The organism is Halobacillus sp. AWM4_238 (assembly GCF_056158265.1).
On sequence record NZ_JBSWSY010000002.1, the window covers coordinates 2,738,834 to 2,759,200 of the forward strand.

Consider the following 20,367-nt stretch of genomic DNA (forward strand, 5'->3'; position numbering starts at 1 on the left):
ACATCACCGCCTACACCTTTTCTATGCTTTTTGCATACTGTCTTCGTGCTGCTGGACCACTTCGGTAATCATTGCCACCGCTTGGTCTAATTCTTCATATTTCACAGTCAGCGGAGGCAGCAGCCTTAATACATTCGGACCGGCAACTACAGCCAAGAGTCCTTGTTCCCTTAATGAGTGAACGATTTGAATCGCTTCACCCGATATAGAGATTCCAAGCATCAAGCCTTTGCCGCGTATTTCTTTTACACTGTTAAAGCGTGCCAACGAATTTTCGAGCTTATCTTTGAATACTTCCCCTTTTTCCGTGACTCCTTCGAGAAAATCAGAATGGAAGATTTTATTCAACGTAGCCTTTACCGCTGTTGAGGCTAGCGGATTCCCACCGAATGTAGAACCGTGAGAACCAGCTGTGAAGGAATCTTTCAACTCGGCTTTGCCTAACATAGCCCCTACAGGGAATCCGCTCCCTAATCCTTTGGCAGCTGTCACGATGTCCGGATCAAGGCCATGATGTTGATAAGAGAAGGCTTTGCCTGTACGTCCTATCCCCGTTTGGACTTCATCAATAATCAAAAGGGCACCTAATTCCCGGCATTTTTCTTCAACAGTTTTTAGAAATTCTTCGGTTCCCGGTACGACTCCCCCTTCTCCCTGAATGACTTCGACCATGATTGCAGCCACATGACCGTCATGAACTTCCTCTATTTTTTGTACATCGTTATAAGGGAAGTATTCGAAAGTCGGAAGCAGAGAACCGAACCCATCATGAATTTTCTCCTGCCCTGTCGCACTCATCGTAGCAAAAGTGCGCCCATGGAACGATTGTTTAAATGTAAGGATCTTTTCTCTTCCTGTATGTTTACGGGCCAGCTTAATAGCCGCCTCATTCGCTTCTGCCCCACTATTACAGAAGAAGGCATACTGTAGTCCAGACGCCTCACACAACAGATCCGCCGCCTCTTCCTGAACGGGAATGTGGTACAGGTTTGACACATGCCATACCTGATTCAACTGTTCTTGCAGCGCTTCCTGAACCTCAGGGGGGCGATGACCGAGGTTACAAACAGCAATCCCAGAAACAAAGTCTAAATAATCCTTCCCCTGATCATCAGTCACCGTCGTTCCCTTTCCAGATACAATGGTTAAAGGAAAGCGGTTATACGTAGGAAATAAACTCACTCCACCGGCTCCTTTCTTTTCGCTCTAATGGATGTGCCATTCAACGAATCACCATCCATCAACGCTTGTTCTCCACTTACTATTCTTACTTCTTGTAAATGCTCAGATAAGGCGTCCGTTGCCGAACGGACCTTAGGAATCATTCCGCCATAAATGATCTCTTGCTCTATCATCCGATCGATATCCTCGGGAGTCGTAGAGTCGATCAATTCGTTTTCTACAAGGATCCCCGGAACATCCGTGACATATAGAAGTTTTTCAGCTCCTACAGCCATAGCGATAGCTCCAGCTGCTACATCTGCGTTAATATTAACCGTTTGATGATCCTCGGTTTTCCCAAAGGGTGCAACGACGGGAAGGTAACCCTGGGAGAGAAGATGCTCCAGAATAGCCGGATTTACTTCTTTCACCTTCCCTACAAAACCAAGGTTCTCCAAATCCATATAGTCCGCTTGTAACAACGAGGCTTCAGACCCCTTGACTCCGACGGCTTTCATACCCTTTTCCATCAGGTGGCCTGTAATTTTACCGTTCACAGAACCCCCAAGGACCATTTCTACAATTTCGAGCGTCTCTGGTGTCGTTTTTCGTAACCCATCATGAAATTCACCTTCGATGTCCAGTTGATCCATCCATTTTGTAATTGCAGGTCCTCCACCATGGACAATAATTACTTGGTAATGTACATCCAGGTCTCGAAAACTATTATAAAAGTCATCCGTCAGGTGATCGAGCATGCTTCCACCGAGTTTGATGACGATAACAGGCTTAGGTTCTGTAACTTGCGTTGATTTTGATGTAGTCATAAGTCAAGTCACACCCCCACGCTGTACCTTTCCCGTCCCCTTCATGTAGATGGATGGTTATTTTTACTTCTTCATTGTCTAAGTCCTCTGTTGCTTGTTCTTCAGAGAATGGACAAGGCGTCCCGTTGCTAAACACCAGTTGATCTTCAATATAAATATCACACTGATTTGGATCGACTTCAGCATCACTATGGCCAATCGCGCCGACAATCCTACCCCAGTTGGCATCCAGACCATAAACAGCCGTCTTCACAAGGCTCGAACCGACCACTTTTTTGCCGATGATTCGCGCTTCTTCGTTCGTCCGCGCACCGGTGACCTCCACCTCAATCAGCTTTGTAGCCCCTTCTCCATCTTTGGCGATTTGTTTGGCTAGATCGGCACAAACAAGCTGAAGAGCGTTTTGAAAAGCCTCCCAGTCCGGGTGTTCTTCCGTCAATGGTTCATGATCTACTTCTCCATTCGCAAGCGTCAGAACCATGTCATTGGTCGATGTCTCCCCATCAACCGTAATCTGGTTGAAGGAATTTTCAATAGAAGGGCTTAAGGCGCGGTGTAAATCACTGGATTCAATAGTTGCGTCCGTAGTGATAAAACCAAGCATTGTCGCCATATTCGGGTGAATCATTCCCGATCCCTTAGCTGCTCCGCCGATGGTGACGGTTTTTCCTTCCACCTTCACCTGATAACACGCATGCTTTTGACAAGTATCTGTGGTAAGAATCGCTTGCTGAAAATCTTTATATCCATCTGCTGAAGGCTCTACATTCTCACAGCCGTGGGCAATCTTTTCCATCGGAAGCTGCTGTCCAATTACACCTGTAGAGGCAACTGCGACGTATGCATCCGGAATCTCAAACCTTTGTGCAATCATGCGGCGCATCTCGTAGGCATTGGCAAGACCTTCTTCTCCTGTGCATGCATTGGCGACTGCACTGTTGATGACAACGCTTTGAATTTTCCCTTGCTCAGCAATGCTTTCCTGCGTCACTTTGAGAGGCGGGGCCTGGAAATGGCTTTGAGTGTACACAGCCGCTGCAGAAGCTGGTCGCTCACTCATAAGAAGAGCGAAGTCCTTTTTTCGATACCTTAATCCACTGTGAATTCCTCCTGCCTTGTATCCTCTCGGCGTAAGAATGGAACCATCAGCTATCTTTTCGATTGTTTGGGTGTTCTTCGCTTGTAACAAACCATCTCTCCCTCTCTTCATTAAGGATAAACAGGCAGTGGTGCAAGCCCTGTTCTCTCATCATATTGAAATACTAGATTCATATTTTGGACCGCCTGACTGGCAGCGCCTTTCATTAAATTGTCAATAACACTTACAATGGTCACCCGCTTCGTCCGGGGATCTATGGTAAGGCCGATGTCACAAAAATTAGAACCGTACACATCTTTCGTGCAAGGAAATCCACCCGTTTCACGGACCCTGACGAATGGTTGCAGCTCATAGTAGTTCTTAAACTTCTGCCGCAAATCCTCTTCACTCATCTCTTCTTTTAATTGAAAATAGATGGTCGCCATAATTCCCCTTGTCATCGGTACAAGGTGGGTGGAAAAAGTGACCGGCTCTATCCGCTCGTCCCAAAGGGACAATTGTTGTTCAATTTCCGGAATGTGCTGATGTTGATTCACTTTGTAGATTTGAAAATTTTCCTGTGCATGAGCAAAATGAGTGATTGGATTTGGATTCTTCCCAGCACCTGACACGCCTGATTTTGCATCAATCACGATGGAGTCAGGTTTCACCAACCCTTCCTTGATTACCGGTCCTAACCCGATCAAGGTCGCCGTCGGATAGCAGCCTGGATTGGCAATTATGTCAGCCCGCTCGATTCGTTCCTTATTCCATTCAGGCAACCCATAGACCGCGCTGTTCAATGTATCATCAGGAGCTGCTTCTTTTTTATACCACTGTTCATAAGACGTAGGTTCTTTGATCCTCAAATCTCCTGAAAGATCGATGACCTTTGCGTGGCCGCCTTTCAGTTGAGGTGTCAGTGTGCTCGAAACCCCAGACGGAGTCGCAAGGAAAATCACGTCCAGATCAGTCTTCATCTTTTCTGGTACTAAATCTTGTAACTCATAAGACTCTTCCCCACGAAATTGAGGATAAATGTCTTCAAATTTCTCCCCGGCCTGGGAAGATGAATACAAGGTTATCGCTTCAACCTGTGGATGATTGGTTAATAAGCGGAGCAATTCTATACCGCCGTACCCGGTCGCACCTACAATCCCTGCTTTCACTCTTTATCCACCTCTATGTATATTTATTATTTCATCTGTATATTTACAATATTATTAACCCTTAAGAACCAGATGTCAATAGATTCCCATCACAATTTGTCAGTTTTACAGATTCTTAATGTATACACTGCATAATCTCAACATTCCCTGACGAAATCGGATTTTGAGAAAATGAAATGAACTACCATTTATACACATGTGGATAAGTGACCTTTCTCTTTTCCAATCTATGGATTTATTCACATATGCACAATTTTATACACATTATCAACAGCCTCCTTATCACTAAAGCTCCCGATAGTGGAAGACTTAGTTTCGAGACTTTTGTTATGCGTTTAGGGGCTCCGGGAAACAGTTCGCTCCACCCCTTGACCATAAGAGGATCTCGAAACTACTTATGGGATAAGCTGCTTTACCCACAAGGAGTAAAGGATGTTAACTTCCATGGATACTATTCTGAATAAGGAGGATGGTATAGAGCCCGTTATGCTTTCAACACCAATGGAGTAAAGGACACTCTTCCGTCCTACGCAAGCATGAAACGCTATGTATTGATCTTTTACGTCCTGAACAACCGACCCCTGGAGAGGTTAATATTCTCCTCTTTATTCAATCATACATGCTGATTGTTCCAGATGTGATTTCGAGACACTTCTACGGCAAAGGGGTGGAGGGGAATGGCGAGACTCCTATTTTAAGTGTGCAGGCGCCTCGATCAGCGGCGTATGGACTGGACTGAGCTGGCGGAGATAAAGGAAACACGAAGAACGAAGTGATTCGATGTTGACTTATCGTACAGAAGCGAGGGAAGTCTCACTAGCCGCTTGGCGCCGGAACCGGATATCTAAGAGGAAAAAAGTGCTTGGTGAGACCCCACAGGACGCAGTCCGAGGAGGCTCACCGCGCTCCCGCGGAAAGCGAGTCATTCCCCGCAGCCCCCATCCACTCAACAAAAGTCTCGAAATCAAGTCTTCCACAATCCTGCCATATTCTTCATGAAATCATGAAAAAACCCCAGCCTTGGGTGGCTGGGGGGGGTGGTTAGATGTCGAAGGATTGGAAAATGGTTTTTTCGTTCATTGGGAAAACTTCACGTCCTAAAAGATGGTTGATAATGACTTTATTTCGGTGGATGGACAGCCCAAGGTTGGTGGACCCGACTCCGTGTGTATGGGAAATCCCGCTGTGAACATAAATTTCATTCGGCGTCTCTTCCGTTGTGACAAGTCGGTAATCTTCCGTCACTTTGTATCTTCCTTCTTCATCCCATTCAAGAAAATCTTCCAAATGGTGAACAAAGTCCGGTACAAGAGGCTTGTAACCTGTGGCTGCAATGACAAGATCCGTTTGATGAGTGAAGGTTTCCTTTTTCTGATAGTGGTAACATTCAAGTTCATAGCCACCTTCTGCCTTTGGACGGACATCCTTCACTTCACTAAGGACCTGCAGTCCGACATTCAGCTCTTCTCGTCCGACTGAATACTCGTAAAGGAGGTTGTAGATGTCATTGATCGTATGATTACTAATTCCTTTATAGTACAATCCTTGATTAGCGAAGATTTCATCTTTTTGCTTTTGTGGAAGCTGGTAAAAATAATTCACATAATCCGGTGAAAAGTGTTCAAGGCTCAGTTTCGACTCTTCCATGGATTCAAAGCTTGGAGAACGTGTAATCCAATCGAGTCGATACCCACAGTCGCGTTGTTCTTTCAGCAGTTCACGGAAGGTTTCGGCAGCACTTTGACCAGATCCGACAACTGTAATCGATTCCGCTTTACGGCAGCGGTCCTGATTCGGAAGGTAATCTGCTGTATGGAAAACATTCTCTGAAGAAGCATTTTGGAACGAGCGCGGCATGACCGGTACACTTCCTGTCCCCATTACCAAATTCTTCGTACGATAAACGTTTACCTCCCCACTATCCACATTGGTCACTTCGACCATGAAAAGTTGTTCGTTATCATCATAGTGGCTTATATTCGTAACTCTTCTTCCGAATTGACAACTATCCAACTGTTCTGCGACCCATTGGCAGTAATCGTTGTATTCTCTTCTCGGGATGTCGAGCCGCTGCAAAAAATAGAACTGATACATCCGTTCATTTTTACTAATGTAATTCAGAAAGCTGTACTTGTTCGTCGGATCTGCCATTGTCACCAAATCAGCGATAAAAGGGACTTGCATCTTTGTCCCTTCGATCAACATCCCCGGATGCCAGTCGAAAGCTTCCTTTTGTTCAAAGAATAATGGTTCGACTTCATCCAATTCATCCAACAAAGCAGCCAGACTTAAATTAAATGGCCCTACTCCTACTCCGATCAAATCGTAAATCTTTTCTCGTTGTTCCATCATCGACGACTCCTTTATGTTACATTCCCCAAATGTTTAGAGAAGTGGTTTTCTATTCCCGTAATAAAGATGAATCCTTTTCAGAAAAATCCCTGATTTCTGAAAAGGATGTTCCAACCCTATGTTATCATAACCACATCCTTACGATAATAGCCGAACAGGAAGGAGCAGAATCATATGAGCCGTATTCATTTAGTAGAAACAAATGACCGCCGCCGTTTTATGGCAGATCTTCTGCTTGCCGACGAATCTGAAGCCATCATCGAAGGCTATATCGATGACGGTTCTTTCTATACCATCTACATTGACGATGTACATATTGGCGTCTGTTTGTTCATTTTCCCTGGAGAGCGCACGGTCGAAATCAAAAATGTCGCCATCAAGGAAGCCTATCGGGGAAAAGGGTTTGGGAAACAGGTGATCAATGAGGCGTGTACCCTATACCAAAAGAAAGGGTACATGGACATGCTCGTCGGAACATCGAATTCCAGTATTGAGAACTTAGCTTTTTATCAAAAAGCTGGTTTTCGGTTCCATGACATTCACCATGACTTCTTTCTTCAGTACTCGGATCCTTTTTATGAAAATGGCATCAGAGGAATGGATATGATTTATTTACGCAAGTCTCTAGATAAAGCTGACACAAAAGAACTACATCATTCGACATAAATTGTATAGAATTTTTCGAAATTAGTATTGTCATTTGCCTATACATGCCATATACTTTAAACAAGTTTTGAAAACGTTTTCAAAGAAACTACTCCTTAGTTTGCTATTCATTCATGTTATTCTCCCCTTTTTTGAAATCGGTTTCAAAAAATAAAACAACAAGGAGGTTTGGTAGTGGTAACCATAGATGATGTAGCGAAGCTCGCTGGCCTTTCCAAATCTACTGTATCCAGAGTGATCAACCATTATCCTCACGTTTCTCCATCCAAGAAAGAAAAAGTCTATCACGCTATGAACACCCTGGGTTATGTTCCTAACTCCTCTGCCCGCAGCCTAAGAAATAAGAAAACGAAAATCATTGCAGTCATCGTACCGAGGTTGATGAACCCCTTTTTCGGACAACTTGTTGAATCCATAGAAGTAGAAGCTTCCAAGCAGGGATTTCAACTCTTGATCTGCCAGACGATGTATTCACCTGAAACAGAAGTCGGACACTTGGAGTTGCTGAAGACAAAACAAGTGGACGGCATCATCCTGACATCTTATGAGAATGAATGGGAGACCATCGCTGATTACTTACATTACGGCCCTTTAATTATGTGCAATGAATTCGAAGAATCAGCAAAAATTCCGATCATCAAGCTTGACCAAGTATATGGAGCCTACATTGCAACCAAGCATCTGATCAATCAAGGGCATAAACGAATCGCTTACTGTTCTGGCGGGCACAAAAGTATGGTCGCGAGTCACAGGAGAAAGGGTTTTGATCAAGCTTTAGAAGAGCATGGTCTATTCTTTGATGATCGCTATAGTTTTTATGATGCCTACTCTATAAAAGATGGAATGAACGTGTTTGAGAGGATACAAGCCTTGGAAAAGCCCCCGACGGCAGTTTTTACAGGGAGCGATGAAGTCGCTGCAGGAATAATTACAAGTGCCAAAGACCATGGGTGGAAAGTTCCTGATGAGTTAGCCGTCATTGGATTTGATAATCAGGTCATTTCCAGAATCATGGACCCGAAAATTTCAACGGTCGAACAACCGATTGAACAAATGGCTAAACAAGCCGTTAAAGTGATCGTCGAAAAAATCACTACCAATGAAAAGCCACAAAAAGAGCGCTATGAGTTCCCTCTAAGATTGATTGTACGTGAATCAACGTCAGGTCACTCGTTGCGCGCTGTGGAATAAATCCTTTCTTAAAATTACAGGAGGTTATGGAATGAAAACAAAACATTGGTTATTGTCCCTATTGTTGATTATGGTTCTGGCGTTAGCTGCATGTAGTGGATCAGATGAAGGGGCATCAGGTACAGAGGACTCTTCAAACGACGACACAACATCAGACAGCAGCGGTAATGAAGATGCCGAAGCGTCAGACGAAGTGGTGGAAATCGTTTATGCTCGTGGACAGGATTCTACTCAAGCAACCGAACGCCTTGTCGAAGCTTTCAACGAACAGAACCCGAATATTAACGTAACGTTCCGTGAAATGCCTTCCGATACTGGGCAGCAACACGATGCGTACGTGACGATGCTAAACGCCGAGAGTAGTGAAATTGATGTCATGGATCTTGATGTTATTTGGCCGGCGGAGTTCGCCCAGGCTGGATACGTTCAAGAACTTGATCGTTTCCTTCAACAGGAAGGCATTGATACAGAAAGCTACAACCAAGGAGCTCTATCTGCTGCTAACTTTAACGGAAAACAATGGGCGATGCCGAAGTTCATTGATACAGGTATGCTCTTCTATCGCACAGACGTGGTCAGTGAAGATCAAGTTCCTGGTACATGGGATGAGCTGGTCGAATCTGCTCAAGCCAATAATGGTGAAGGTGGAACAGAGTTCGGTTACTTGATGCAAGCCAAACAGTACGAAGGACTTGTTTGTAATGCGGTGGAATTTATCGCTTCCTACGGTGGACAAATTCTTAATGAAAATGGCGAAGTAGCGATTAACAGTCCTGAAACAATCAAAGGGATTTCCAAGCTTGTCGAAGTCGCACAATCTTCTTTCGTACCTGGAAACATCAACACCTTCACAGAAGTAGAGTCCCATACAGCGTTTATTGAAGGACAATCTCCATACATCCGTAACTGGCCATACCAGTGGAATCTTGCCAATGACGAAAATGAATCAGAAATTGTCGGCAATGTCGGTGTCGCTCCCCTTCCTGCTGGAGATGCTGGAAGTGCAGCCGCTCTTGGCGGATGGATGACGGCGATCAACAAATTCTCCGAGCACAAACAAGAAGCTTGGGAATTCGTGAAGTTTATGACAGGTCCTGAAGGTCAGAAAATCTCTGCCATCCACGGTGGACTTGCCCCTACTCTTCCTGAGCTTTTTGAAGATCAAGAAATCTTGGATGCTAACCCGTTCTTTGCTGAAGAAGGTTTCCAAAATGCCCTAGAAGCAGCTGTTTCCCGTCCGGTAGCACCAAACTACCCTGAAGTATCAGAAATTCTTCAGATCAACATTTCTAAAGCGATTGCTGGCGAAATGACACCAGATGAAGCTGTTCAAACGATGGAAACAGAACTACAGGCAGTCATGCAGTAACAGATCTTTCAGTCTTCAGGGAGCTTTCCCTGGAGGCTGAACCCTCTATGAAATAAAGGAGGAACCAAACCGTGGCCAAGAACTTGAACGACTCACAGAAGAAAGAAAGAAGACTTGGGTATTTCCTTGTCGCCCCTTCATTAATCCTCATATTAGTGATTGCGATTTGGCCTGTTATCCAATCCTTTTACTTCAGCCTTTTCGATTACCGACTGAATGATCCGACAAAATCCAGCATTCATTTAGATTATAGTCTTGATTTAGAACGCTACTTGAACCATCAACCTTTTCTAATTACAGCGCTTGATAACGAAATTGACGATGCTTCTGGGAACGTATCCACAGAACTGACTGAAATCAAATCAAACATAGAACAATACGACCAAGAACTTTTGCAGGATGAAAACATAGCAGAACGGTACGAAGAAGTAAATGAAATTTTGTTCAACTTCGAAGTGCCGAGTGATGAATTGAAGTTCGTTGAGATTGAGCGGCAGTTCGGACAGGAATTCGAAGAGACATTCGGGTCTGTAAAACAACGGCTGGATGACCTTGCTGCCGGAGATCAATTGCAGAACGCCAACCGATTGACCGGTTTAGCAGAGGGCTTGAACGAAAGCATCGTCAAACCGAATTTCATCGGCGTCTCTCACTATACTCAGAACTTATCAGATGGACGATTATGGAGATCGCTCGGAAACACGTTTCTGTTCACAACCGTTTCTGTAGGGTTTGAATTGGTCCTCGGAATGGCGATTGCGCTTTTAATCAATAAAGCTTTCTTCGGACGGGGTCTAGTCCGGGCATCCATATTAATCCCTTGGGCCATTCCAACCGCTGTATCCGCCATGATGTGGAAATTTTTATATGATGGACAAAATGGAATCATTGCGAAGTTCTTTGCTGATATCGGCATCGTGGACAGCATGAGCGTTCTTCTTACTACCCAAGCAGGAGCGATGGCTTCGGTCATCCTTACCGATGTATGGAAAACAACGCCATATATGGCGCTTTTACTGCTTGCAGGTTTGCAGACGATTCCTTCCTCTTTATATGAAGCCGCTTCGATTGACGGTGCAAGCAAATGGAAACAGTTCACAACGATTACGCTGCCATTGATCAAGTCTGCGATTCTCGTCGCTCTGCTTTTCCGTACGCTTGATGCCTTCCGTGTTTTTGACTTGATCTATGTTTTGACTGGTGGAGGCCCTGCGAACTCGACGGAAGTCATATCGATGCTCGCTTATAAGGTCATGTTCACACAGACGAACTTTGGAGAAGGCTCAGCCCTTGCTGTCATCGTCTTCCTCTGTGTAGCCATCATCTCAACCATCTATATTAAATTCCTTGGATCCGACTTGCTCGGTGACGGAGTGAAAAAGTAAAGGAGTGAACGTACAATGAAAAAACAAGCGGGCGTACGATTTTATATCTTTCTGGCTGCTTTTATCTTTATCATCATGTTTCCGTTCCTCTGGATCCTTCTGAGCTCCATCAAACCCTTGTCCGAGCTCTTCGGTCCAGCAGCGTTCCAATGGTTCACGACGGATCCTACGGTGAACAGCTATGTATCGGTATTTACGAACCACCCATTTTTGCTTTATCTATGGAACAGTACGGTCGTAGCAACTATCACAACCGTTTATACAGTGTTCGTCGCAGCTTTTGCCGCTTATGCCATTGCAAGGTTACGATTTAGAGGGAAAGCAATTATTCTCGGGGTAGTCTTGTCTGTCTCAATGTTTCCTCAAATCGCAACGATTTCACCTATCTACATCTTTTTGAAAAACATCGGACTGACAAACAGCTACTTGGGATTGATCATCCCTTATACGACGTTCGCCCTGCCATTATCGATCTGGTTGCTTGTGACCTTCTTCCGCAAGATTCCATTCGACCTTGAGGAATCTGCAAAAATGGACGGCGCATCCATGATGCAAACGTATTTCCGCATCATTCTGCCGCTTGCCGTCCCTGGTATTTTCACAACAGCCATTCTCGTATTCATTGCCGCATGGAATGAATTTCTCTTTGCTTTAACGATCAACACGGCGCAGAGTCACAAAACCGTTCCGGTCGGGATTGCGATGTTTCAGGGGCAATACACCATTCCATGGGGAGAGATTTCAGCAGCAACCGTCATCGTAACGGTCCCTCTCGTCATCATGGTTTTACTTTTCCAACGAAGGATCGTATCCGGACTGACCTCTGGTGCTGTAAAAGAATAACGCTTCAGCAAAAAGACTGCTCCTCAGAGGAGCAGTCTTTTTTGTCCATCAACTTTGAAACCTCCATTGAAACGTAGTTTTGGGGGGCATGCACAGGATTTCATCTGCAAATTCCCAAAGAGCCAACTGTTTCCTCCCACAATCACACCCCCTCTTTTACTCACCAGCTGATCAAATACTATTTAAAGCAAATAACCTTTACATAAATTCCCAACACATGCACAAGCTATTACAAAACAACGTAGAGAGGTGGGAGACTGTGAAGGATAAAACCATGGATCAAAAGACAGCCACGAGAACTCAACCTCTCCATCTGTCATTGGATGAAAATTTGACTGATGTTCGCACTACACTTGGAAACAGCTCCGACCTTGTCACACGAACCTTTACCATTCATAAAACGACTGCTGCTGTCCTTTACATGGATGGTCTAGTAGATAAGAACACAGTACAAGACTTTATTTTGGAATCCTTAATGCTTGAGGTTCCAGAAAAAAAGCATGTAACGCACCACCTGTATGAATCCATTAAGGAGGCGAACCTCCCTATTGGTGAAATGTCAGAAGTGGGAGATCAGAACGACCTTCTGAAGAAATTACTCGCTGGTGAAACCATCCTGCTCTTAGACAAGCAAACGAGAGCATTATCCGCAAGTACAAAAGGATGGCGTGACAGGGGCGTTCAAGAAACTACATCTGAAAGCGTCATACGGGGACCGAAAGAAGCTTTCACTGAAACGATCAGAACAAATACCGCTCTTTTAAGACGAAAAATTAAAGACCCTAACCTTAGAGTAGAGGCAAAAACCGTCGGAAGAAAAACTTGTACAGATGTTGCTGTTGTTTATTTAGAGGGCACAGCTGAAAAAGAAGTTCTTGATCAAGTGAATGAGAGACTCGATCAAATCGATATCGATGCTGTCTTAGAGAGTGGATACATTGAGGAATTCATTCAGGATGCACAGTATTCCCCGTTTCCTACGGTTTATAATTCAGAAAAGCCGGATGCCATAGCTGGTGGTATATTGGAAGGCCGAGTCGCTATTCTAGTAGATGGCACGCCGAATGTTCTGTTAGTGCCTGCTCTATTTGTGAACTTCATGCAATCCAGTGAGGACTATTACCAACGAGCAGACATTGGAACATTCATCCGATTGCTGCGATTGTTTTGTTTTTCCGTTGCTTTAATCATGCCATCGCTCTATATTGCTTTTACAACATTCCATCAAGAAATGATTCCTCCACCGCTTTTGATCAGTCTTGCTTCTCAAAGGGAAGGGGTTCCTTTTCCTGCCTTTGTGGAAGCATTAATGATGGAATTAACTTTCGAAGTCCTTCGAGAAGCTGGGGTCCGTCTTCCAAAACCTGTTGGTTCCGCTGTATCCATTGTTGGAGCACTCGTACTCGGCCAGTCCGCTGTTCAAGCAGGCCTTGTTTCTCCAGCCATGGTCATCGTCGTTTCCATTACAGCCATCAGCAGTTTCGTGTTCCCTGCTTACAACATGGCCATCTCCATACGATTGCTCCGCTTTCCATTTATGATTCTTGCGGCCACCTTCGGGTTGTACGGAATTATTCTAGGGATGATTGCCATGATTTTTCACTTATGCAGCTTAAAATCCTTTGGTAAGCCCTATATGGCTCCTCTCGCTCCTATGATTGGGAGTGATCAAAAAGATGTGTTGATCCGCTTGCCCCACTGGGGACTTCTTTCACGTCCCCGTTTGTTTACAAAGAGCAACCCAAAACGTGTCGATTCCACGTCAAAGGAGAGGTAAAGATGTATAGAAACTTATATGGCAAAGCAATCACCATAGCAGTCTGCCTCCTCCTTCTATCTGGATGTTGGAATAGTAAAGAATTGGATGACCTGGGGATCGTCGTAGCTGTAGGGATCGATAAAACAGAGGACGATCAGTACCTGTTAGTCACTCAAGTGATCAACCCGTCCGAAATTGCGACAGATGCTCCAACTACAAGACCACCGGTTTCGATTTATGAATCTAGAGGTGATTCCCTGTTTGAAGCTTTTCGCAATATGACGCAAAAGTCTCCGAGGAAAATGTACCTGTCACAATTGCGCCTTCTGGTAATTGGTAACAAATTAGCGGAAGAGGGGATCCTTCCCTCCCTTGATATCTTTTATAGAGACCATGAATTCCGAACCGCATTTTTTGTGACCATTGCAAAGGATGCAGGAGTGAAAGATCTTTTAAAGATCCTCACCCCGTACGAACGAATTCCTGCCAACAAAATCATGCATTCCATGGAAGCCGTTCAGAGAAGCCTTGGAAGTTCAAAAGGAATTGTGATTGATGAACTGATTTCCCAAATCCGAAGCAAAGGGCAAAACCCAGTGCTGACAGGCCTGCTCTTGGATGGGGATGCTGAATATGGGACATCAATTGAGAACATAGAAAAAATCGATGCCCCTACCCAATTGCGAATTGATAGTCTCGCTGTTATGGAAGAAGATCGTTTGGTCGGTTGGTTAACACCAGAGGAGAGCAGAGGTGTGAACTATATTATGGGAGACATGGAAAGTACAACAATCACGTACCCTTGCGAAGGTGAAGGGCTCATAAGTGTAGAAGTGATTCGGACAGACAGTCGTTCGAAGGCACAATTTAATGATGGTACCCCTTCTATATCGATTGAAATGGATTTAGAAGGCAACATAACAGAATTGGACTGCCCTATAGACCTTACGAAAGCAGAATCTGTTGAAATGATTAATGAAGATGTTGAAAAAAAGGTCAAACAACAAATGGAAACTGCGCTAAGAGCAGCGCAAGAAGAATTCGGGAGTGATATTTTCGGATTCGGTAACCTCATTCACAGGAAAAACCCAGACTATTGGAAAACGGTTGAAAAGAGTTGGAACAACAAATTTAAAGAATTAAAAGTCGACATTCAAGTCAAAGCTCAAATTCGAAGAAAAGGGAATTCTACACAACCCATCACTAAAGAAGAATAGGTGTGATTCATATGTGGGCCATGTTCTCCATCATCATTCTCGCCCTGGGGATTTTCTTACTTGAATTTCCTAAACTCTACAAGAAGAACAGAAAAAAAGATGCGTGGATGTTCACGTTTTTTCTGCTTTCCTTCACCATCCTTGGTGCTTTGGAAAGCCGCGGAGTAGATATACCCAACCCCCTTGATTTCATTCAAACCTTCTATAAAATCATTGGATTCTAAGGATAAGAGGTGTAAATATGGATAACCAGACGATCAATCCCCGTCAGTTTATGTTTCTTGTCATTTTGTTTTCCGTAGGAAGTTCTATTCTGATTGTCCCTACTCCACTTACTGCTCATGCCAAACAGGATGCCTGGATTTCAATCTCTATCTCTGTTGCGGTCGGATTGCTCCTTATTTTCCTATACAATCACATCGCTACCCTGATGAAAGGACAAACATTCGTTCAGGCTACGATTGCTGTCTTTGGGAATTGGTTCGGCAGAGTACTTATGTTTTTCTATCTCTCTTTTCTATATATACTGGCTTCCCTTGTGTTAAGAAACATCGGAGACTTTATGACCACTGAAATCATTCCAGAAACCCCTCTACAGTTTACTCATATCCTTTTTTTAATTGTGGTGGTATGGGGGGCTTACCTAGGGATAGAGGTTATTGGACGATCTTCAGAAATGTTTATGCCCTGGGTTACCTTGTTGCTTATCTTTTTCACCATCTCGTTGTTCCCTCAAATAAAAATGGAAAATTTACAACCTATTCTCAGCGAAGGAATCGTTCCTGTTTTGAGTACTTCTTCGTTCGTCATTGGCACACCCCTGTTAGAAATGGTGGCCTTTCTAATGATTCTCCCCTGTGTCAAAGATACGAAAACAAAGAAAAAAGCCTGGTTGTTAGGAACGTTTATTGGCTGTTCTGTCTTAACGTTAATCACTTTATTATGTATTTTAATCTTAGGCAGTGATTTAACTGCATTGAATACGTATCCAAGCTATCAGTTAGCTCAAAAAATAAACATTGCAGGCTTTTTAGAAGGGTTAGAAATTATTATCGCGATTATTTGGATGATTACCATCTTCTTCAAAATGGTTATTTTGTATTACTCAACGACCCTAGGCATTGCCCAATTCCTGACCATGGAAGACCATCGCCCTTTGTTGTTGCCGCTGGGAATGGGGATGGTCGTATTATCCATCATTGCATATCCGGATGTTGCTTATTTTGAGACCTTCATTAATAACACATGGTTTCCCTATGCCATGACGCATGGCCTGATTCTTCCTTTAATTGTTTGGTTGGGCTTGCTCATTAAGGCGAAGACACAAAATAAAGCTGACAAACCTCACTAAAATCTTCCTTAGTTTCTCATTCTAGTAGACAATTCTAGCGATCTAAGGCCTTGAAGCCCTGAGTGTGAATTTGTATTCATCACTCTTAAAGTGATTTTCGCTGTATTCAAAGATCGTTCCATCAACAAAAACACTATACGATTGAATTTTTAAAATCGGCATGGATTCCTCGACCGTAAGCGCTTCTGCTATATCCTGTGGAGGCAAAACAGGGATGACTTCCTGGAAACTGTCTTTGATCTTCATCCCCACTTCCTTTTCAATATAATCGTATTTCGATCCCGTCATAATTCCATAGGAAAGGTTCGGAAACATAGAGACTGGTAAATACGTATCCTCAACAACGTAAGGAATATTATCTACAAGTCTCTGCCGACGAACGTAAAAGACTTTTTCCCCTTCTGAAAGTTTAAGCATCCGTTTCACATGATCGTCTGCCTCTTTCAATTCAAAATGAAGGATTTTGTTGACCGGTTCTTTATTTAAACTTCTCATTTCTTCAGTAAAACTCAATAGTTCGAAGATATTGTGTTCGATCTTCTGCTCTTTCACGTACGTCCCGCTCCCCTGCACCTTCTCAAGGAGCCCTTCTTCAACGAGACCTTTGATTGCCTGCCTGACCGTCACCCGGGAAGCCTCGTACCTTTCTGATAAATGCATTTCTGTAGGAATTGCTTCTCCTTCTTTCCAAATTCCTGATTGAATTTCCTCTTTAATCTGTTGAGCAATTCTACGATATAACGGCGCAGCCATTCTTATTCCTCCCTAACTAATGACTTGTTTCATGCAGTGATGCGGCGTTCCATTCCCACATATGTAACCAAGTCAAAACCTATCTTTAATACCCATTATAACGAAATGTCAAAAAAATTTCGATACAAATGTTGACGCTTTCACAAATATGTATTATATTCATATTAAGTTAAAAATAAAACAAATCCAATACCTTTACTGGAGGTCATAAATATGAAAAAACAAAATCTTGTTGTCGTTGGTGGCGGAAGTACGTACACGATCGGTATGATTATGAGTCTTGTAGCCGAAAAAGAACAGTTTCCTTTGAAAACGATTACCTTTTATGACACGGACGCAGAACGTCAGGAGAAAATTGCAAAAGCATCAGAAATCATCCTTCGAGAAAAGTATCCGGAGCTTGAGAGCTTCCATTACACAACGGATAAAGAAGAGGCGTTGACCAATGCCGATTTCGTATTCGTTCAAATTCGAACAGGTGGCCTTGCTATGCGTGAGCAGGATGAGCAAATTCCTCTAAACCATGGAGCTGTCGGCCAGGAAACTTGTGGACCAGGCGGAATGGCTTATGGACTGCGTTCCATCGGAGATATGATCGACCTTGTCAATGACATCCGTCATTATTCTCCAAATGCATGGATCCTAAACTATACAAACCCAGCAGCCATTGTAGCCGAAGCTCTGCGCCGAGAGTTCCCAGAAGATAAAAAACTATTAAACATTTGCGATATGCCGGCAGCGATCATGGTCAGCTACGCAGGCATCCTTGGAAAAGACGTCTTCGATCTAGTTCCTGAATATTTCGGTCTTAACCACTTCGGTTGGTTTACGAAGATTCTCGACAAAGATGGAAACGATCATACAGACACCATCAAGCGCGCGATTACAGAGGACGGCTTCATTCCTGAAGATGCGGAAATCGCAAACGATCCTTCTTGGATTAAAACGTTCAAACAAGTCGAACAAATGGTAACAGACTTCCCTGAGTATTTGCCGAACACTTACTTGCAATATTACCTCTACCCTTCTCAAATGGTAGAAAAAGAAGATGTGAAAAATACTCGTGCCCGCCAAGTGATCAATGGCCGTGAAAAACGTGTCCATACTTTGGCTGATCAGATCATTTCCGACGGGACAACCGCTAATGTGGAACTTGAAGTCGACATCCACGGCCGTTACATGATCCGCGTGGCTGCATCCATGGCCTACAATAACGGTGACATTTTCATCGTTATGGTTGAAAACAATGGTACAATTGCCAACCTTCCAGATGACGCGATGGTGGAAGTTCCATCCATGATTACAAATCGTGGGCCGAAGCCATTCGCTGTTGGAAACATTTCCACATTTTATAAAGGATTAATTGAAGGGCAGCTTGCCTACGAGAAGCTTGTCGTCGATGCTTACTATGAAAACAGCTATGAAAAAGCACTTCAGGCATTGACATTGAACCGTACGGTTGTAGACGCCCCTCGTGCCCGCAAAATTTTGGATGACATGATTGAAGCGAACCAACAGTACTGGCCTGAATTGCACGCGAACAAACAGCTTGTGACATCAAAATAATACCCTGGGACCCCGGCCCATTCCGGGGTCTCCTCTATCACAAATAAGAAAGCGTTTCCCCATAAAGGAGGATCAGAATGAAGAAATACTTTGGAAGCTTACAGAAGTTTGGAAAATCATTGATGGTTCCCGTCGCACTGCTTCCCGCTGCCGGTATTTTGCTAGGATTCGGAGCTGCATTGACTGGACCACTCGCTGATTCACTCACTTTTTTGCAAAATGACATCATTCAACTTATAGGTAACGGAATGTCTGATATCGGAATCAGCATCTTTAACAACCTTGCCGTCATCTTCGCCATCGGTGTCGCTATCGGCTTGACTGGTGGATCAGGAATTGCTGCTTTAGCTGCTCTACTCGGTTATATTATTATGAACAAAACCATCTCCTTCGCTTTAGGAATCACTCCTGAAATGGTCAGTGAAAGCGGAGAATATGGGATGGCTCTCGGAATTCCGACACTTGAAACAGGTGTCCTTGGAGGAATTGTCGTCGGTCTCTTAGCCGTCTGGATCTATAACAAGTTCCATGAATTTGACCCTCCTGAAGTGCTCGGATTCTTTGCCGGCGATCGTTCAGTTGGAATTGCCATGGTCTTCTCGTCCATCTTCCTTGCGCTTGCTATGATGGTTGTTTGGCCTCCGATTCAAGGCGGCATCAATGCTGTTGCCAACGTCATTGCCAACGGCGCCACAAACCCCTTGTATATCGGACTTTACGGATTCTTAGAACGGGCATTGATCCCGACAGGCTTGCATCACATCTGGTACGCTCCATTCCTATGGACGTCTCTAGGTGGAACAACAGAAGTTGCTGGTAGTGCCGTTTCCGGAGATCAGTACATTTTCCTCGCACAGATTGCAGAAGGGGTAGAGGTTACAGCTGGTCGCTTCATGGCAGGTAAATTCCCTGTCATCATGTTCGGACTGCTAGGAGCGGCACTTGCTATGTACCGCCGCGCTGACAAGAAGAACCAACCAGTGGTTAAAGGAATGCTCATTGCTGCCGCAGGTACAGCCTTTTTAACAGGTATTACTGAGCCGATTGAATTCACATTCCTATTCGTCGCGCCATTGCTTTTCGTCTTTCACGCATTTCTTGCCGGTATTTCATTTGCCGTTATGTACATGCTTGACGTTCACCTGGGCTGGGCAGGCGGTTCCGGGTTGATTGACTTCATCCTCGTAAACGCGTTGCCAGGCACAGGAAATTGGTGGATGAACCTTGTCGCAGGTGCTGTATTCTTCGTCATCTATTATTTCTCTTTCTCCTTTGCCATCAAAAAGTGGGACCTTGCTACACCAGGTCGTGGAGGACAAGAGAACAAGCTCTACACACGTAAAGACTTCAACGAGCAGAAGAAAGGCGGGAAAGGCGCTCAAACAAAAGAGACGGCCGCAGCCATCATGGAAGCTCTTGGAGGAGAATCGAACTTGAAACACGTGGATGCTTGTTTTACAAGATTACGTGTCGAAGTCGCTGAAGTAGGTCAGATCAATGAGGAGCGCTTGAAAGAACTTGGAGCTGCAGGTGTCGTGAAAGTGGACCAGAATATTCAGGCAATCTTCGGTGGACGTTCTGACCTGTACAAGAATGAAATCAACCGGATCATCAAAGAGTCGAATGCTTCTTAAGAAGATGTTTTTCAACGGATAACCTCTAAGGTTAATTGGTATGTTA

General features: G+C 44.1%; 17 protein-coding genes. 11 read left to right on the forward strand and 6 right to left on the reverse strand.

The genetic code is table 11. From position 1 onward, the window contains the following. Nucleotides 1–21 precede the first annotated feature (21 nt). From ACXACN_RS13685 to ACXACN_RS13705, 5 genes are all read right to left on the reverse strand, one after another. A complete protein-coding gene (locus ACXACN_RS13685) occupies nucleotides 22–1,182 on the reverse strand; it encodes an acetylornithine transaminase (protein ID WP_474965172.1) in 1,161 nt (386 codons plus the stop codon). Beyond that, the gene (gene argB, locus ACXACN_RS13690) at nucleotides 1,179–1,988 is read right to left on the reverse strand and encodes an acetylglutamate kinase (RefSeq protein WP_474965173.1); all 810 of its coding nucleotides are present in this window, start codon (nucleotides 1,986–1,988) and stop codon (nucleotides 1,179–1,181) included. Before argB ends, ACXACN_RS13685 begins: the two co-directional genes overlap by 4 nt. Further along, a complete protein-coding gene (gene argJ, locus ACXACN_RS13695; protein WP_474965175.1) occupies nucleotides 1,951–3,177 on the reverse strand; it encodes a bifunctional ornithine acetyltransferase/N-acetylglutamate synthase in 1,227 nt (408 codons plus the stop codon). The genes argB and argJ overlap by 38 nt, the downstream gene beginning before the upstream one ends. 20 nt (nucleotides 3,178–3,197) lie before the next feature. After that, the gene (gene argC, locus ACXACN_RS13700) at nucleotides 3,198–4,235 is read right to left on the reverse strand and encodes an N-acetyl-gamma-glutamyl-phosphate reductase (RefSeq protein WP_474965176.1); all 1,038 of its coding nucleotides are present in this window, start codon (nucleotides 4,233–4,235) and stop codon (nucleotides 3,198–3,200) included. 1,041 nt (nucleotides 4,236–5,276) lie between these two features. Beyond that, nucleotides 5,277–6,584: a lysine N(6)-hydroxylase/L-ornithine N(5)-oxygenase family protein gene (locus tag ACXACN_RS13705; protein WP_474965177.1), complete on the reverse strand. Its 1,308-nt coding sequence runs from the start codon at nucleotides 6,582–6,584 to the stop codon at nucleotides 5,277–5,279. A gap of 177 nt (nucleotides 6,585–6,761) precedes the next feature. Here ACXACN_RS13705 and ACXACN_RS13710 point away from each other — a divergent pair, with 177 nt between their 5' ends. From ACXACN_RS13710 to ACXACN_RS13750, 9 genes are all read left to right on the forward strand, one after another. After that, nucleotides 6,762–7,253 (forward strand): GNAT family N-acetyltransferase, encoded by a 492-nt coding sequence (locus tag ACXACN_RS13710; protein ID WP_474965179.1) that lies wholly within the window; start codon nucleotides 6,762–6,764, stop codon nucleotides 7,251–7,253. Nucleotides 7,254–7,427: 174 nt separating this feature from the next. Continuing rightward, nucleotides 7,428–8,444, forward strand: coding sequence for a LacI family DNA-binding transcriptional regulator (locus ACXACN_RS13715; protein WP_474965180.1), 1,017 nt, complete (start codon nucleotides 7,428–7,430; stop codon nucleotides 8,442–8,444). A 31-nt stretch (nucleotides 8,445–8,475) separates the two neighbouring features. Then, entirely contained in the window at nucleotides 8,476–9,813 is a 1,338-nt protein-coding gene (locus ACXACN_RS13720; RefSeq protein WP_474965181.1) for an ABC transporter substrate-binding protein, read from the forward strand. 71 nt (nucleotides 9,814–9,884) lie between these two features. Beyond that, a complete protein-coding gene (locus ACXACN_RS13725) occupies nucleotides 9,885–11,198 on the forward strand; it encodes a carbohydrate ABC transporter permease (protein WP_474965183.1) in 1,314 nt (437 codons plus the stop codon). Nucleotides 11,199–11,213: 15 nt separating this feature from the next. Further along, nucleotides 11,214–12,041, forward strand: a complete 828-nt coding sequence (locus ACXACN_RS13730) for a carbohydrate ABC transporter permease (RefSeq protein ID WP_474965184.1) — start codon at nucleotides 11,214–11,216, stop codon at nucleotides 12,039–12,041. A 217-nt stretch (nucleotides 12,042–12,258) separates the two neighbouring features. Then, the gene (locus tag ACXACN_RS13735; protein ID WP_474965185.1) at nucleotides 12,259–13,818 is read left to right on the forward strand and encodes a spore germination protein; all 1,560 of its coding nucleotides are present in this window, start codon (nucleotides 12,259–12,261) and stop codon (nucleotides 13,816–13,818) included. A 2-nt stretch (nucleotides 13,819–13,820) separates the two neighbouring features. Then, nucleotides 13,821–15,017: a Ger(x)C family spore germination protein gene (locus ACXACN_RS13740; RefSeq protein ID WP_474965187.1), complete on the forward strand. Its 1,197-nt coding sequence runs from the start codon at nucleotides 13,821–13,823 to the stop codon at nucleotides 15,015–15,017. 11 nt (nucleotides 15,018–15,028) lie between these two features. Continuing rightward, nucleotides 15,029–15,241 (forward strand): hypothetical protein, encoded by a 213-nt coding sequence (locus tag ACXACN_RS13745; RefSeq protein ID WP_474965188.1) that lies wholly within the window; start codon nucleotides 15,029–15,031, stop codon nucleotides 15,239–15,241. A gap of 17 nt (nucleotides 15,242–15,258) precedes the next feature. After that, nucleotides 15,259–16,368 (forward strand): GerAB/ArcD/ProY family transporter, encoded by a 1,110-nt coding sequence (locus ACXACN_RS13750; protein ID WP_474965189.1) that lies wholly within the window; start codon nucleotides 15,259–15,261, stop codon nucleotides 16,366–16,368. 42 nt (nucleotides 16,369–16,410) lie between these two features. Here ACXACN_RS13750 and ACXACN_RS13755 read toward each other — a convergent pair whose 3' ends face one another. Continuing rightward, entirely contained in the window at nucleotides 16,411–17,121 is a 711-nt protein-coding gene (locus ACXACN_RS13755; RefSeq protein WP_474965191.1) for a GntR family transcriptional regulator, read from the reverse strand. A gap of 213 nt (nucleotides 17,122–17,334) precedes the next feature. Here ACXACN_RS13755 and ACXACN_RS13760 point away from each other — a divergent pair, with 213 nt between their 5' ends. Further along, a complete protein-coding gene (locus ACXACN_RS13760; RefSeq protein WP_474965192.1) occupies nucleotides 17,335–18,687 on the forward strand; it encodes a 6-phospho-alpha-glucosidase in 1,353 nt (450 codons plus the stop codon). A gap of 77 nt (nucleotides 18,688–18,764) precedes the next feature. Beyond that, nucleotides 18,765–20,321 carry a PTS transporter subunit EIIC gene (locus ACXACN_RS13765; protein ID WP_474965194.1) on the forward strand — a complete coding sequence of 519 codons (1,557 nt, stop codon included), beginning with the start codon at nucleotides 18,765–18,767 and terminating at the stop codon, nucleotides 20,319–20,321. Nucleotides 20,322–20,367: the final 46 nt, after the last annotated feature.

Excerpts from the sequence above, each read along its gene's own strand:
- argB (WP_474965173.1), bottom strand. The coding sequence starts at position 1,988 with ATGACTACATCAAAATCAACGCAAGTTACAGAACCTAAGCCTGTTATC.
- ACXACN_RS13705 (WP_474965177.1), bottom strand. The coding sequence starts at position 6,584 with ATGGAACAACGAGAAAAGATTTACGATTTGATCGGAGTAGGAGTAGGG.
- ACXACN_RS13710 (WP_474965179.1), top strand. The coding sequence starts at position 6,762 with ATGAGCCGTATTCATTTAGTAGAAACAAATGACCGCCGCCGTTTTATG.
- ACXACN_RS13720 (WP_474965181.1), top strand. The coding sequence starts at position 8,476 with ATGAAAACAAAACATTGGTTATTGTCCCTATTGTTGATTATGGTTCTG.
- ACXACN_RS13730 (WP_474965184.1), top strand. The coding sequence starts at position 11,214 with ATGAAAAAACAAGCGGGCGTACGATTTTATATCTTTCTGGCTGCTTTT.
- ACXACN_RS13735 (WP_474965185.1), top strand. The coding sequence starts at position 12,259 with ATGCACAAGCTATTACAAAACAACGTAGAGAGGTGGGAGACTGTGAAG.
- ACXACN_RS13740 (WP_474965187.1), top strand. The coding sequence starts at position 13,821 with ATGTATAGAAACTTATATGGCAAAGCAATCACCATAGCAGTCTGCCTC.
- ACXACN_RS13745 (WP_474965188.1), top strand. The coding sequence starts at position 15,029 with ATGTGGGCCATGTTCTCCATCATCATTCTCGCCCTGGGGATTTTCTTA.
- ACXACN_RS13750 (WP_474965189.1), top strand. The coding sequence starts at position 15,259 with ATGGATAACCAGACGATCAATCCCCGTCAGTTTATGTTTCTTGTCATT.
- ACXACN_RS13755 (WP_474965191.1), bottom strand. The coding sequence starts at position 17,121 with ATGGCTGCGCCGTTATATCGTAGAATTGCTCAACAGATTAAAGAGGAA.
- ACXACN_RS13760 (WP_474965192.1), top strand. The coding sequence starts at position 17,335 with ATGAAAAAACAAAATCTTGTTGTCGTTGGTGGCGGAAGTACGTACACG.
- ACXACN_RS13765 (WP_474965194.1), top strand. The coding sequence starts at position 18,765 with ATGAAGAAATACTTTGGAAGCTTACAGAAGTTTGGAAAATCATTGATG.